Below are 14,355 nucleotides of genomic sequence, written 5' to 3' on the forward strand. Positions count from 1 at the left end.
TGCCGCGCTTTCTTAGGGGGGAACCTTTCGGAGGGGGGGCCTTTTCCTTTCTCTCGCGCAACCGGGGTCAAAATTGAACGCCAAAAAGGCGATCAAGTTTTTGCAATCACTAAAAGTCCCGGAAGGTCCGGCGGCCGGCGAGCCGCTGCGGCTGGCTGCATTCCAGAAAAAATTCGTCACCGGTGCCTTGGCCAAGAACGTCAGCGTTGCGTGCCTTAGCATCGGCCGCGGCAATGCGAAGACCGCACTTTCCTCTGGCCTTGCCCTTGGCGAATTGCTCGGCGAGATCGGTGACACCCAGCCGAACCGTGAGATTCCAGTGGGCGCCCGCACGCGCGACCAGGCCCGGTTGGTCTGGAATTTCGTCGCCGGCTACGCCCGTTATTTGCCGGAGGATGTGCAGAAACGGTTGACCTTCCGCCGCGCTCCGCGGCTGGAGATCGAGTACACGGACGAGAACGGGACGCACTTGCTGCGCTGTCTCGCCGCTGACGGCAAGTCTGCTTTGGGCGGTGCCCCGACGCTCGCCATCATGGATGAGCGTGGCCACTGGGCCAAGGATAAGGGCGACGAGCTAGAACACGCTCTGCTGTCTGGCCTTGGCAAGCGCAACGGTCGCGCGCTGATCATCTCCACGTCCGCCCCCGACGACAATCACCCGTTTTCCAAGTGGCTCGATGAGCCGCAAGAAGGCGTCTATGTGCAGGAGCATCGGCCGCCGCCGGGCCTTCCTGCTGACGATCTGGAAAGCCTGCTGATCGCAAACCCCGGCGCCGTCGCCGGCATCGGTTCGTCGGTCGAGTGGCTGCAGTCGCAGGCCCGTCGCGCCATTGCGCGGGGCGGTTCGAGCCTGACCACGTTCCGGCTTTATAATCGCAACGAGCGTGTCAGCGGCGAGACCCGCGATTTGCTGTTGACCGTCGATGAATGGCTGTCGTGCGAAGCGGCCGAACTGCCGCCGCGCGCTGGTCAGGTGGTCATCGGGATCGACCTTGGCGGCAGCGCCAGCATGACCGCCGCCGCGTTCTATTGGCCAGACACCGGCCGGCTCGAATGCCTTGGCTGGTTTCCGACCGCACCCAATCTTGCCGACCGCGGCGCGTCGGATGGCGTCGGCGCCCGCTATGGCGAGATGGCCAGCCGCGGCGAACTGTCTACCCTTGGTCATGCTACCGTGCCCGTCGCGGCGTGGTTGTCGGAAGTGATGCGCCATATCGAGGGCGAGCGCGTCGCCGCGCTGTGCATGGACCGCTACAAGCAGGCCGAACTTGGTCAGGCCATCGATGCTGCCGGCATCCGCGCTCCGCTGATCTGGCGGGGCTTTGGCTTCAAGGATGGCAATGAGGATTGCGAGCGCTTCCGCCGCTCGTGCTTTGACGGTCTGGTAAAGGCCGCGCCGTCGCTGCTGTTGCGCTCTGCATTTGCGGAAACCGTCTGCCTTCGCGACCCAGCGAACAACATCAAGCTGGCCAAGGCCCGCAGTTTGGGCCGGATCGACGCCGCCTCCGCATCGGTGCTGGCCGTCGCGCAAGGCGCCCGCATGCTCGCCGCGCCGGCGAAAAAGGTCCGCGAGGCGATCTGGCTGTGAAGAAATACGATCGCTACAGCGCCCAGGTAATCAGTTCTCCACGCTGGAAAGTGGTTCGTCTGCTGGCAAAACGCCGCGACGGATTCCAGTGCGTCAAGTGCGGCGCGGCCGGTCGACTTGAAGTCGACCACATCAAATCCGTTCGTCTCGCTCCCGACCTCGCGTTCGATTTGGCCAATCTGCAGACGCTCTGCAAGCCGTGCCATTCCGCGAAAACGAAAATCGAAGTCGGCTTCGCGCCGATCGATCCCCGGCGCCAAGAGTGGCGCGATTTTGTCCGCGCCTTGGCGCATCCCAAACCGAAGGAGTCACTATGCTTACCTCTGTGAAAATTCAGAAGCGCCAGTCGGAAATCCGTCAGTCGCTCGCCGCGCTCGTTGGCAAGACCCAGCCGACCGAGGATGAGACCCGTTCGATGTCGACCCTCGACACCGAGTATCAGGGCAACGAAGCGCGATACCGTGCCTCGCTGATCGTGGAAGACACGGAACGCCGTGAAGCCGGCAACGAGATGGAAACGCGCAGCGATCGCAAATTCAGCGAAATGATCGACAAGTTCGAGCTTCGGCAGGTTGCCTTGCACCTGGACGAAGGCGCGAAGATCGACGGCGCCACCGCCGAAGTGATCGAGGAACTGCGCTCGCAGGGCGGCTATCGCGGCGTCCCGATTCCCTATGCTGCGCTGGAAATCCGCAGTGGCGAAACCATTGCCAGCGGCACCCCGTCGCCGGTCAGCACTGCGCCGATCATCGATCGCATTTTCGCCGGCTCCGTCGCCAGCAAGATGGGCGCGCAGTTCGTCAACATCGCGCAGGGCACGAACGAATATCCGATCACGTCGTCGTCCGTCGCCGGTGGCTGGGCTGCGTCGGAAACCGGTAACGTCGCCGGTCCGACTGTCTACAGCACCGCAAACCGCTCGCTGTCTCCCGACCACACCTTCGGCATTCAGATGAAGGTGACGCGCAAGGCGCTCAAGCAGAGCGGCGATGCGCTGGAACAGGCCGTGCGTCGTGACATGAACGGCTGTCTCGCCGAAGGCATGGACAAGGCCGTGTTCCTCGGCACCGGTGCGGATGGTCAGCCTTCCGGCGTTCTGGTCGGCTCCTACGGCATCACTTCCACCGCCGTTACCGCAGCGGCATCGTGGGCCGCGTTCCGTGGTGCGGTGAAGCGCTTCATGCTGGCAAACGCCGCCAACTCGCCGGCGGATGTCAATCTGCTGCTGCGCCCGGAAATCTGGGACGCGATGGACGATGACCTGATCACGAACACCGCTGTTTCGGAGTGGGACCGACTGATCAAGAACATTCCCGGCGTCGTCATGTCGTCGAATGCTCTTGCCGCGCCGGTCGGTTCGCCGCTCGCCAGCAATGCGCTGCTGACGACCAACGTCGGTGGCGTTGCGCCCATCTTCGTCGGCACCTGGGGCGCCATCGATCTGATCCGCGACGTGTACAGCGATGCGGCTTCGGGCGGTCTGCGCCTGACTGCACTGGCGACGATGGACGTCACCGTGTCGCGTGCCCAGCAGCTTCAGATCCTGACCGGCATTCAGTGATGGACGAGTTCGCCACCGTCATTGGCGAACTGGAGTTGCGCGCTGCCCGTAAAGGGCGGCGCCGGCTTCGTGGTCGCTTTCCGTATCGCAAGCGCGCTGTAATGAGCGATGGCGGTCGCAAGGGTGGCCGACCGCAGAAAGAGGAGTTCGCGCCGGGCGCGTTTTCCCATTCGATCAACAACGATGAGCAGGACCAGCATCTGCTCGTTGGCCACAGCTTCGACACGCCGCTTGCGTCCAAGAAAACCGGCACGCTGATTTTCGATGACAACGACGAGGCGCTGACCTTTGACGCCGAGATCACGCCGCAGATTGCCGACACGTCGTATGGCGCGGACATTTTGAAACAGATTGACTCCGGTCTGTCTGTGGGCATTTCGCCGGGTTTTCGCATCCCGCCGCCGCGCGCAGTCGCCAAGCCGGAAGTGTTTACCGATGAGGGGCACGACCCCGCGCGCGGCATGCACAACGCGCTTATTCGCACGATCTTCCAAGCGATCCTGTTTGAGTTGTCGGTGGTCACACGGCCAGCTTACGGCGAAGCGTCCATCGCGATCGATCCCGAAGACATGACGGACGAGGAAAAACTAGCGGCCGGCTGGACCATGAATGCCGCGGGGATCCTTGTACCGCCACCCCTGACAATCACGCGCGCGATGCCTGCCGCGCTGCGCTGGAGATAACGATGGCCACGACAATCAAACAGAACGAGTCCGAACCGCTGACCTATCCGGACGCGCCGGAAGGTCTTTCGGCCGCCGCGGTCGCAATTCCGGCGCCCGTGATCTGGGAACGGATCGAGGCCTACGTCGCGCACCGATGGGCCGAACGCGATATCGAATGGCTGGTGGAAGGTCCGGGCGAATGGTCGCCGCCGCTGGCGCCGGCCACGATCGCCACCGTGGAAGTCTGGTCCGCTGCGGATGAGTGGGAAGCGTGCACCCCGAACGCTTCCCCGTTCGGCGGCTATTGGCTGTCCGCAACTGGTCCGTTCCGCTTCACCGGCACGGTCGGACCCGGCGAGGTGCCTGCCACGGTCAGCGAGGCGTACCGTCGCTTGGCCGAATACATGGCGGCGAAGCCTGGCAAACCCGGCGCCACGTCGGAAAGCATCGACGCCGGCTCAATTTCCATTTCGCATTCGCGCTCGGCCTCTTGGCTGGCCAACGCGATGATCAATTCGGGCGCCGGCGATCTGCTGCGCTCATATCGGAAGGTTTGACCATGGGTATTATGGACCTGTTTCGCCGCTCGGCGCCGGCCGTTGAAAAGCGGTCTGCCGGAAGCGGTTTCACCGCGGAGATCATGCAAGCCCGCGAAGCCTACATCTCAGGTCGCCGCGGCATCGCCGAAATGACCGCCACCGCGCAGTCGTGCATCTCGCTATGGGAACAGGGCTTCACCTTGGCAGATGTTGACGGCACGGAACTGCTCGACCGTTGTTCGCTCGCGCTGCTCGGCCGGTCTTTGGCGGTTCGCGGCGAAGCGCTGTTTCTGATCCGCGACGATTTCCTCGTGCCATGTTCCGACTGGGATTTGCGGACGCGCTACGGCAAGCCCAGCGCCTACCGCCTGTCGATCCCAGAGGCGGGCGGCGGCACCACACAGACGGCACTTGCTGGCGAGGTGCTGCACTTCCGCATTGGCTGCGATCCCGCCGCGCCGTGGTACGGCAGCGCCCCGCTGAAACGATGCGCCCTGACCAGCGGCATGCTGCAGGCCGTCGAGTCGTCGCTTGCGGAGGTGTTTGAGAATATGCCGCTCGGCTCGCAAGTGGTGCCGTTCCCGGAATCGCAGGAGACGGACATGGCCACGCTGGGCCGATCATTCCGTGGTCAGCGCGGCCGCGTGCTACTCCGCGAGTCTGTGCAGGTCAGCGCAGCCGGTGGACCGGCGCCAGCGGCCGACTGGCGGCCCGCCGACCTGACCCCGAACCTTGAGCAGTCGATGGCCAAGGAAACGCTGGACGCCAGCCGGGACGCGATCTGCGGCGCCTTCGGCGTGCTGCCGGGACTCTTCAACAATGCGACGACCGGCCCGATGGTCCGAGAATCGCAGCGCCACCTTTGCCAGTTCACGCTGCAGCCGATTGCCGCGCTGGTTGCGGAGGAATGCAGCGACAAGCTCGGCGGTAACGTGGCGATCGACCTGATGCGACCGCTGCAAGCCTACGATGCCGGCGGCAAAGCCCGCGCCATGCTTTCGGTGGTGCAGGCGTTGGCTATGGCCAAATCTGGCGAGGTGTCACAAGCCGACATGGATTCAGCCTTCGCGCTGGTCGACCTTTAGGGGCGATGCCGGGCGGGACCATCCTGCCCGACCACGACTCTTTTACGCCCGACCAGCCTTCGCATATGCCTTTTGAACAGCGTCTATGTACCTTTGGGGCACCTCTGGAAATGTGCCCGGTCGGTTTCGGACCCGCTCAAAATCGGCAAAGGTGGACTTCTCATCCGACGCCAGTCTTTGCAATTCTTCTAGTACCGCTCGGATGGTCGGGTACCAGCTTTTGAGTTCTGACTGACTGACCTCCGCCGGGATTATTCCCGTTTTTGTGCTCATCTGGTTTAGGCCGATGTCATCGCTAACCAACTGCGTAAATTCTGATACCGCCGCTATAACTTCCATTGTTCCCCCGGTCTCGCGTTGATCGCGAGTCACTTGAGGATGGCACGTCAAACGGGCGCCCGCACTCGCTACCTTGGTCGCCGATTAATTAATCTTGAGAGGCAACATAAACCGCTGCAATATCAGTAATTTAGCCAAAACAAATATCTGTTGCAAGGCCTTACGTTTGGGAGAGGGGCGTGCATTGTCACTTCGCGGCCAACCCGGCCGATTAGGAGTTTGCCATGAAGAAGAAGCCTGACCTTGAGTTTGCCGAGCGCCTGCTGCTTTCACTCGTCAACGAAGCTGTGGCGCTCGAAACCAGCGCCGCGCGCGTCCGCATTCAGATCGCAAGGCTTGCAGCCGAGTTTGGTATCGCGATGCCGGAAGCGGAGCCAGCCTAAATCCACCGAAAGCTACCGGCGGATATTGGACATTTGTTGGACATTCGCTGAGGCCGGAGCGCTAAGCCATTGAAATGGCTGGTGCTCCCTAGCGGAATCGAACCGCTCTCTCCACCGTGAAAGGGTGGCGTCCTAACCGATAGACGAAGGGAGCAAGACGCTCGCCAGGCGCGACCGAATCGGGTCGCAGGCGGCGTTTCGCACGGCCGTAAAACTAAAGCCGAATCAGCGCGTTGCACCGATCCGCGGGCTGCCTAGGCGGACTCTTGCGATTCCAACTGCGACAGCGGGCGAACGTATAGTGGCGTTTGTTCGTCTCGGCAAGTCGTCTGAGCCGTTCAATTGAACGCAGATCGACAGCCGAGCTGGCTGCCTTGCGAGGGCGGGAAACACTTTCTCAATGCTGGGGCATTAGGAGAGGCCGGAACGGAGAATTCGATGGCACTCGGCGGCAAAAAACGGGAATCGCGCAAATCGGTTCGTCAGAGCGGGTGGGTAACCCTCGATGGCGGATTCGCCGCGCGGCCCTGCGTGGTGGTCGACGTGTCCAGCGCCGGTGCCAAGATCACGCTGGAGGAAGCGCAGACGCTCGGCCCGAAATTGCGGCTGGCGTTTTCGCGCGATGCCCGGACCGGACGCAATTGCGAGGTGGTATGGCGCCGCGGCAAGACGCTCGGCGTCAAATTTGTCGTGTAGCGATCGCCGCGCCTGATCTGACGACGACGAGCTCAGCCTTGCGGCCAAGCCCGTCGTCACGTCAGTCGGTGAGTCTGGATCCTATGAGCGTATCCGATCAGCGGCCGAAGAACAGCCACAGCAGAATGATCACCGGAATCGGGACGCCCAGCAGCCACAGCAGAATTCCACGTCCCATCATTCGCCTCCCACAATCGTTCACAATGAACTGTTGCAGGGGAACGCCAATATGAGCGTGTAGTTCCCTGGCGGCGTTGTCGCCTGGTTTCGTCGTTAGCCGTTCGGCAGATCGGAGAGCGGCAGCCCGATCCGACACGGCGCGGAGCCGTCGCGCGCGATCGCATCATGGATATCGCCATTGACGTCGGCCGCCTTGCGCGTGCGGGTCAGACGCCCCTCATGTTCGCGCGCGCCGGTCGGTACGGGGCGCCAGCCCGCGTCACCAACCGGTGAACCGGATGGCGCGCGTGGGTGTAAAATCAGGCTCACCAGTGCCCGGTGTTCGGCATCGACGACCACGGCTCCTGCGGCGCCAGCGCGGCACCCTTTTGCAGCAGCTCGATCGAATGCAGATCCGGCGAACGGATGAACGCCATCTGACCGTCGCGCGGCGGGCGGTTGATGGTGATGCCGAGTTTCATCAGCCGGTCGCAAGTGGCGTAGATGTCGTCGACCTCATAGGCGAGGTGGCCGAAATAGCGGTCCTCGCCGTAGCTTTCCTCGTCCCAATTATAGGTCAGCTCGACCAGCGGCGCGCCACGGCCCTTGACCTGTTTCAGCAAGGCTTCGTCTTCGGCGGCGCACAGAAACACCAGCGTGAATTTCGCCTTGTCATTGTCGATGCGGTTGACCTCCTTGAGGCCGAGCGCGTCGGAATAGAATTTCAGCGCCGCGTCGAGATTGCGAACGCGCAGCATGGTGTGCAGATAACGCATGATGGTGTCTCCCTGAGCCGGCACGAATTCACGACGACGTGCCGGGCGGTGAATAGCAGGAAAAATCCGCCGAGGGCAGGCGGGTCGATGACGGCGCGGATGCGGATCCGAAAAGGCCGGTGGCAGCCCGGTCACGCGATCGGCGTGGTGCCCGGCGGGACAGGAACGTGTCCTCGATTTCGGCTTCGCGGCGGAAGCTGGCGGCCAGCGATCGCGTCGCACCGACCGCGCCAACGAAAAAGAGCCCCGCCTTGGAGGGCACAGGGCTCTTTTGGGAGGAGGTCTTCCGTACAGAGGCCCCACCATCGCTGCGTTGCGGAACGCAGGCAATTCAACAAAGTGTGGCTGCGAATTTGGGCAATCGGTTCCCTCGATGGAGGCAATCCTGCGTGCAAAGCGGGCGAAATAGGTCATGCGGAATTCGCTATCGGCGATGCTTTGGTCGAACTTGCAGCGCGGGCGGCAAACTGCAAAGGCTGGCGCTGCCAATCTCATTCAGGTTTTGATGCCATGATCGCGCCGGACCTTCGCAGCGGGGTGAATCTGCTCGGTGACATGATCGCGCAGGCCTCGGTGATCGTTCCCTTCACCGGGGCCGGGATTTCCACCGAATCCGGTATTCCGGATTTCCGCTCGCCGGGCGGGCTGTGGGCCAGCAACCGGCCCATTCCGTTCGACGAATTTGTCGCTCGCCAGGATGCGCGCGACGAGGCCTGGCGGCGACGCTTTGCGATGGAGTCGACTTTCGCCCAGGCGCGCCCGGGACGCGGGCACCGCGCCTTGGCGGCGTTGTACAAAGCCGGCAAGGTGCCGGCGATCGTCACCCAGAACATCGACAATCTGCATCAGGCCTCCGGGATTGCCGGCGATGACGTGGTCGAGCTCCATGGCAATACCACCTACGCGCGCTGCATCGGCTGCGGCCAGCGCCATGAGATCGCGTGGGTTTACGAATGGCAGCAGCGCACCGGCCACGCGCCGCATTGCACGACATGCGATGAGCCGGTGAAGACCGCGACGATTTCCTTCGGGCAGGCGATGCCGGTCGATGCGATGCGGCGCGCCACCGAATTAACGCAGCAATGCGAGCTGTTTCTGGCGATCGGTACGTCGCTGGTGGTGTGGCCGGCCGCGGGTTTTCCGATGCTCGCCAAGGAGTGTGGCGCCAAATTGGTGATCATCAACAACGAGCCCACCGAACAGGACGAGATCGCCGATCTGGTCATCCGCCATGATATCGGCGAGACGCTGGGGCCGTTTGTCGGCAACTGACCTCGTATGATTCGCAGGTTCGCAAGTCTGTTCATAGTTACTGAAGTGTTCATTTTTTGTCTTTGCGGCGCGGGCGAGGATGTTATCTTTGCACATGAGATTCGCGGCGGTACTATCCTGAGTTGTTAAGGGACGGATCCGCCAGACGCCGTTGTCGCACCGACATCGGGCTTTGATTGATGTGTGGGGTCCGGGGTCATGGGGTCGGACAGTTTTGAGTCCAAGAGGCCAGGCGCTTCGCCATTGAGCGGTGCGGATTTCGGCAGGCACGCGGACGGCGAGTTCTCTGGCGGCCAGGATCACGATCGTTTGGGTGGGTTTGCCGGACTCGGCGACGCCAGCGCCAATCTTGTCGAGATCAGCGGCGTAATCAAATGGTTCGACGCATCGAAGGGCTATGGCTTCATCGTGCCGGACAATGGCTGGCCCGATGTGTTGCTGCATGTCACGGTGCTGCGCCGCGACGGCTATCAGACCGCCTATGAGGGCGCACGCCTGGTGGTGGAATGCGTGCAGCGCGCCAAGGGCTATCAGGCGTTCCGCATCGTTTCGATGGATGAATCGACCGCGATTCACCCGGCGCAGATGTTGCCGCCGCGCACCCATGTCAGCATCACACCGACCAGTGGACTCGAGCGGGCCCAGGTGAAGTGGTTCAACCGCTTGCGCGGATTCGGTTTTCTGACCTGCGGCGAGGGCACGCCGGATATCTTCGTGCATATGGAGACGCTGCGTCGCTTCGGCATGACCGAATTGCGGCCCGGTCAATTCGTGCTGGTCCGGTTCGGACCGGGCTCCAAGGGCATGATGGCGGCCGAGATCCAGCCCGAAGGCGGCGCCCCCGGCCTGTCGTCGCACTAGCCGCCTCGTTCTCGGGTCCGGACATCACCGCAGGACAATCGATCGAGTGAGCAATTTTGCTCATCGCGGATTTGTGAATCCCGCGCGCCCCGGAATCATCAAACCAGCTGTCTCGTCGCGTGCAGCGCTCTGGTCTTTGCCATGATCCTGAGGCAAAGATCGCGCGATTGACGCGGTGTGGCGAAGGGACGAGTTGCATTGATGGCGAAATTCCAGGTGATGAGGGCGGGCCGGGCACGGCTGGGCGCGGCGCTGGCGCTGATGGTCTTGGTGTTCGCCGCCACCACGGCGCGGGCCGCCAATCTCCAGACGCTGGAGATCGTCACCAAATCCGGGGTGCAGACCTTCGCGGTCGAAATGGCGACCACCGAGAAGGAAAAGGAAACCGGCCTGATGTTCCGCAAGGAGCTGGCCGACGGTCGCGGCATGCTGTTCGACTTCTCGCCGGAGCAGGAGGTGTCGATGTGGATGAAGAACACCTTCATTCCGCTCGATATGATCTTCATTCGCGCCGATGGCCGGATCCTGCGGATTGCCGAGAACACGGTGCCGCATTCGTTGCAGATCATCCCGTCGCGCGGGCCGACCAAGGGGGTGCTCGAGGTGATCGCCGGCACGGCGAAGAAATACGGCATCGCCCCCGGCGACCGGGTCGCCCATCCGCTGTTCAACAGCCACTGATTCGGCCGCGGCCAAAACCGCGGCTTGCTGGGGGGGCTTTAAGCGTGTATCGACAACGCTCCCAGCGACACGGCAAGCCTCACGGCAAGACATCGGGGTATAGCGCAGCCTGGTAGCGCGGCAGTTTTGGGTACTGCAGGTCCAAGGTTCGAATCCTTGTGCCCCGACCATCCCGCCGGCGATGCGACCGCGACCGGTCGACGCTTTTCACATCACGGTTTCACATCAGGGCCGGTCGGCCTCGACCCGCGCGCGCTCCGGCGCAGGCGCCGGGTCCGGCGACTTCACGGGAGCCGGCCGTGGCAGCGGCTTGTCCTGCCGCTTCGACCAGGAGATGTAGTAGGCCACCAGCGTCATGATGGCGATTCCGGTGATGCTGACGAAGATTTGCGCCGCCAGCGAGCCCGAGCTCATCATCAGCTCGAAATGGCCGACAAACGACAGAAACACGCCGACGCAGAACACCGCGAGCGATTGCTGGCCGCATTTGATCACCGGATCGAACACCCGCCATTCCAGCCCCGGCCAATCCTTCGGCACGAAGCGGATCACCAACACCACGATCACGGCGAAGTGCAGGAAACGATAGGGGGCCAGATTGGTCTTGTCGTTGGGATTGAAGGCGTCGAACAGCCAGGCCGGGAACAGCTCGCCGAATGCCGGGAAACGGCCCGCCATCGTCATCACCAGCGCGAACACCAGATAGGCGAGGCAGAAATACAGCATGGGCGCCGAATCGATGATTCTGCGCGCCCTCACGGTGCCGCCCAGCGCGCACCAGGCGCCGAACACGAACAGCAATTGCCAGCAATACGGATTGAAGTACCAGCTGCCGCCGGGATAGCCGGCCAGGTTCCACTCGAAATGCCGCGCTGCGAAATACAGCGCGAAAGAGGCCAGCATGGTGACATCGGGCCGGCGCAACATGAACCACAGCACCGGCGGAAACAGCCCCATCAGCATGATATAAAGCGGCAGCACGTCGAGATTGAGCGGCTTGAACTTCAACAGCAGGCCCTGGCGCAGCGTCTCGACCGGATTGTCGACCAGGCCGGCGACGTTGAATTCGTGGATGATGTCGGGGTCGCTATAGCGTTGCGCGACATAGCCGATCGACACGATATAGATCACGAACAGCACGATATGGGCGACGTAAAGCTGCCAGACCCGCTTGGTCAGCCTGGTGGCGCCGACAATGTACCCGCGCTCCAGCATCATCTTGGCGTAGACGAATGATGCGGTGTAACCGGAGATGAAGACGAACAGGTCGGCGGCGTCAGAGAAGCCGTAATTTCGGGTGGTGATCCAGTTTACCGCATTGTCCGGAATGTGATCCAGGAAGATGGCCCAATTGGCGATCCCGCGAAACAGATCGAGCCGCAGATCGCGCCCCTTGGAGGGAAGGATGGCGTGAATGTCCATGGGATCCGGAGGTCCATAGGTTAACTGGAAACGAGCGGCAGTGTCGGGGCACGATTGTCACGACGCTATAGACGGAATATACCAGACACGGCAACGAAACGGCCGGGCTCAGGAATCACAAAACGATCCCAAGTCGTCGAGGATATACGACGCCTGCCGCTTCGCCAAACCGTCGCAATGTCGCATCTGAACAGGCCGATCATTCCATGACCGCACGGATCTTCAAGCCCGCCAAAAACGCGATGCAATCCGGGACCGCCAAGACGCGGGAATGGCAGCTCGATTATGAGCCCGAGCAGCCCCGCGTGATCGAGCCGCTGATGGGCTGGACCTCGTCCGGCGACATGCGCCAGCAATTGACGCTGCGCTTCCACACCAAGGAAGACGCCGTCGCCTATTGCGAGCGCGAGGGGATTGCCTATCAGGTGATCGAACCCAACGAGCCGGCGCGCCGCCGCGCCGCCTATGCGGACAATTTCGCGTTCCGCCGCGCCGAGCCCTGGACGCATTGAGCCGCCACGGCTCCGGCCGCCACGACTCCGGCCGCCATAGTCATGCCGCGCAGCGGCTTGGCGCAAGCCGGCGGTGGTCCGAAACGGCGACGGTGCCAGCCGTCGCCGCAAAGTTGAGGTTGCACTCCTGCACTGTGCGGTGACACCATCGGGTGCAACGCGCCCCATTCTCGGCGTCAAACAATAACCGGCCCCCAACAACCGGATTCCCATGCCGCTGCATTCCACCATCGATCCCGCTTCAACCGAATTTGGCCGCAACGCCGAGGCGATGCGGGCGCTGGTCGCCGAATTGCGCGACAAGCTCGGCAACGTCGCCGGTGCCGGCGGCGAGGCCTCGCGCGCCCGTCATACGGCGCGCGGCAAGATGCTGGCGCGTGACCGCGTCGACCTGTTGATCGATCCCGGCACCGCATTTCTGGAATTGTCGCCGCTGGCGGCGCATGGCCTGTATGGCGGCGACGTGCATTCGGCGTCGGTCGTCACCGGGGTCGGCCGGGTGTCAGGGCGCGAATGCATGATCGTCGCCAATGACGCCACCATCAAGGGCGGCACCTACTATCCGATGACGGTGAAGAAGCATCTGCGCGCCCAGGACATCGCGCGGCAGAACAATCTGCCCTGCATCTATATGGTGGATTCCGGCGGCGCCTTCCTGCCGCAGCAGGACGAGATCTTTCCCGACGAACGGCATTTCGGCCGGATCTTCTACAATCAGGCGCAGATGTCGGCTTTGGGGATTCCGCAGATCGCCATCGTGATGGGATCGTGCACTGCCGGCGGCGCCTATGTGCCGGCGATGTCGGATGAGAGCATCATCGTGCGCAATCAGGGCACGATCTTTCTCGGCGGCCCGCCTTTGGTGAAGGCCGCCACCGGCGAGGTGGTAACCGCCGAGGAACTCGGCGGCGCCGACGTGCATTCGCGGCAATCCGGCGTCACCGATCACTACGCGCAGAACGACGCCCATGCGATCGGCATCGCGCGCAAGATCGTCGCGACCCTGAAGCCGCCGACCCGCGCCGCGCTCAACATGTGTGAGCCGCGCGCGCCGCTCTATCCGGCCGAGCAGCTCTATGGCATCGTGCCGGCCGAGCAGCGCAAGCCGTTCGACGTGCGCGACATCATCGCCCGCGTGGTCGACGGTTCGGAATTCGACGAGTTCAAGAAGCTGTATGGCCAGACGTTGATCTGCGGCTTCGCCCATATCTGGGGCTATCCGGTCGGCATCATCGCCAATAACGGCATCCTGTTCAGCGAGAGCTCGCTGAAGGGCGCGCATTTCATCGAGCTGTGCTGCCAGCGCAATATTCCGCTGGTGTTTTTGCAGAACATCACCGGCTTCATGGTCGGCAAGAAATACGAAGCCGGCGGCATCGCCCGCGACGGCGCCAAGCTGGTGACCGCGGTGGCGACCGCCAATGTGCCGAAATTCACCGTGGTGATCGGCGGCTCCTATGGGGCCGGCAATTACGGCATGTGCGGCCGGGCCTATTCGCCGCGCTTTCTGTGGATGTGGCCGAATGCGCGGATCTCGGTGATGGGCGGCGAGCAGGCCGCGATGGTGCTGAGCACGCTGCGGCGCGACAATATCGAGGCCAAGGGCGGCACATGGTCGGCCGAGGAAGAAGAAGCGTTTCGCGCGCCGACCCGCGAGCAGTTCGAGACCCAGGGCAGCCCGTATTACGCCACGGCGCGGCTATGGGACGACGGCGTGATCGACCCGGCCGATACCAGGCTGGTGCTCGGGCTTGGTCTGTCTGCCTCGGCCAATGCGCCGATCGAGCCGACCAAATTCGGCCTGTTCAGGATGTGA

Annotated in this window: 16 protein-coding genes and 2 tRNA genes; 14 read left to right on the top strand and 4 right to left on the bottom strand. The window is 62.8% G+C overall.

What is annotated here, in order from left to right; translation table 11 throughout:
* Positions 1 to 73 precede the first annotated feature (73 nt).
* The 7 genes from RBJ75_RS04300 (at position 74) to RBJ75_RS04330 (ending at position 6,160) form a co-directional block, all read left to right on the top strand.
* Positions 74 to 1,588 (top strand): terminase large subunit domain-containing protein, encoded by a 1,515-nt coding sequence (locus tag RBJ75_RS04300; protein ID WP_276156381.1) that lies wholly within the window; start codon positions 74 to 76, stop codon positions 1,586 to 1,588.
* Positions 1,585 to 1,917, top strand: coding sequence for an HNH endonuclease (locus RBJ75_RS04305; protein WP_052629081.1), 333 nt, complete (start codon positions 1,585 to 1,587; stop codon positions 1,915 to 1,917). Before RBJ75_RS04300 ends, RBJ75_RS04305 begins: the two co-directional genes overlap by 4 nt.
* Entirely contained in the window at positions 1,902 to 3,149 is a 1,248-nt protein-coding gene (locus tag RBJ75_RS04310; RefSeq protein ID WP_276156382.1) for a phage major capsid protein, read from the top strand. Before RBJ75_RS04305 ends, RBJ75_RS04310 begins: the two co-directional genes overlap by 16 nt.
* On the top strand, positions 3,149 to 3,832 hold the full coding sequence (locus RBJ75_RS04315; RefSeq protein ID WP_052629083.1) for an HK97 family phage prohead protease: 684 nt from the start codon (positions 3,149 to 3,151) through the stop codon (positions 3,830 to 3,832). Before RBJ75_RS04310 ends, RBJ75_RS04315 begins: the two co-directional genes overlap by 1 nt.
* Positions 3,833 to 3,834: 2 nt before the next feature.
* A complete protein-coding gene (locus RBJ75_RS04320; protein ID WP_276156383.1) occupies positions 3,835 to 4,371 on the top strand; it encodes a hypothetical protein in 537 nt (178 codons plus the stop codon).
* A gap of 2 nt (positions 4,372 to 4,373) precedes the next feature.
* The gene (locus RBJ75_RS04325; RefSeq protein WP_044418694.1) at positions 4,374 to 5,438 is read left to right on the top strand and encodes a phage portal protein; all 1,065 of its coding nucleotides are present in this window, start codon (positions 4,374 to 4,376) and stop codon (positions 5,436 to 5,438) included.
* A gap of 563 nt (positions 5,439 to 6,001) precedes the next feature.
* Positions 6,002 to 6,160 carry a hypothetical protein gene (locus RBJ75_RS04330; protein WP_160297954.1) on the top strand — a complete coding sequence of 53 codons (159 nt, stop codon included), beginning with the start codon at positions 6,002 to 6,004 and terminating at the stop codon, positions 6,158 to 6,160.
* A 79-nt stretch (positions 6,161 to 6,239) separates the two neighbouring features.
* Here RBJ75_RS04330 and RBJ75_RS04335 read toward each other — a convergent pair.
* Positions 6,240 to 6,314 (bottom strand) — tRNA-Glu (locus RBJ75_RS04335).
* 284 nt (positions 6,315 to 6,598) lie between these two features.
* Between RBJ75_RS04335 and RBJ75_RS04340 the strand changes: the two genes are divergently transcribed.
* The gene (locus RBJ75_RS04340) at positions 6,599 to 6,856 is read left to right on the top strand and encodes a PilZ domain-containing protein (RefSeq protein WP_044415038.1); all 258 of its coding nucleotides are present in this window, start codon (positions 6,599 to 6,601) and stop codon (positions 6,854 to 6,856) included.
* Between the two features lie 273 nt (positions 6,857 to 7,129).
* Here RBJ75_RS04340 and RBJ75_RS04345 read toward each other — a convergent pair whose 3' ends face one another.
* Together RBJ75_RS04345 and RBJ75_RS04350 are read right to left on the bottom strand one after the other, a co-directional pair.
* Positions 7,130 to 7,375, bottom strand: a complete 246-nt coding sequence (locus tag RBJ75_RS04345; protein ID WP_152647805.1) for a hypothetical protein — start codon at positions 7,373 to 7,375, stop codon at positions 7,130 to 7,132.
* The gene (locus RBJ75_RS04350; protein WP_044415035.1) at positions 7,342 to 7,791 is read right to left on the bottom strand and encodes a VOC family protein; all 450 of its coding nucleotides are present in this window, start codon (positions 7,789 to 7,791) and stop codon (positions 7,342 to 7,344) included. The genes RBJ75_RS04345 and RBJ75_RS04350 overlap by 34 nt, the downstream gene beginning before the upstream one ends.
* A gap of 510 nt (positions 7,792 to 8,301) precedes the next feature.
* Between RBJ75_RS04350 and RBJ75_RS04355 the strand changes: the two genes are divergently transcribed.
* From RBJ75_RS04355 to RBJ75_RS04370, 4 genes are all read left to right on the top strand, one after another.
* Entirely contained in the window at positions 8,302 to 9,063 is a 762-nt protein-coding gene (locus RBJ75_RS04355) for an SIR2 family NAD-dependent protein deacylase (RefSeq protein WP_044415033.1), read from the top strand.
* A 198-nt stretch (positions 9,064 to 9,261) separates the two neighbouring features.
* Positions 9,262 to 9,924 (top strand): cold-shock protein, encoded by a 663-nt coding sequence (locus RBJ75_RS04360; RefSeq protein WP_044415031.1) that lies wholly within the window; start codon positions 9,262 to 9,264, stop codon positions 9,922 to 9,924.
* Positions 9,925 to 10,185: 261 nt separating this feature from the next.
* Entirely contained in the window at positions 10,186 to 10,605 is a 420-nt protein-coding gene (locus RBJ75_RS04365) for a DUF192 domain-containing protein (RefSeq protein ID WP_411194515.1), read from the top strand.
* A 93-nt stretch (positions 10,606 to 10,698) separates the two neighbouring features.
* A tRNA-Pro gene (locus tag RBJ75_RS04370) sits at positions 10,699 to 10,775 on the top strand.
* A 55-nt stretch (positions 10,776 to 10,830) separates the two neighbouring features.
* On the opposite strand, the gene RBJ75_RS04375 is transcribed toward RBJ75_RS04370, so the two are convergent.
* Entirely contained in the window at positions 10,831 to 12,027 is a 1,197-nt protein-coding gene (locus RBJ75_RS04375; protein WP_276156384.1) for an OpgC domain-containing protein, read from the bottom strand.
* Positions 12,028 to 12,233: 206 nt separating this feature from the next.
* Between RBJ75_RS04375 and RBJ75_RS04380 the strand changes: the two genes are divergently transcribed.
* Both RBJ75_RS04380 and RBJ75_RS04385 read left to right on the top strand, forming a co-directional pair.
* Complete coding sequence (locus tag RBJ75_RS04380; RefSeq protein WP_044409861.1) at positions 12,234 to 12,539, top strand: ETC complex I subunit; 306 nt, start codon at positions 12,234 to 12,236, stop codon at positions 12,537 to 12,539.
* Positions 12,540 to 12,750: 211 nt separating this feature from the next.
* The gene (locus RBJ75_RS04385) at positions 12,751 to 14,355 is read left to right on the top strand and encodes a carboxyl transferase domain-containing protein (protein ID WP_044409860.1); all 1,605 of its coding nucleotides are present in this window, start codon (positions 12,751 to 12,753) and stop codon (positions 14,353 to 14,355) included.

The sequence above is a fragment of the Rhodopseudomonas sp. BAL398 genome, assembly GCF_033001325.1.
GTDB lineage: Bacteria > Pseudomonadota > Alphaproteobacteria > Rhizobiales > Xanthobacteraceae > JARJEH01.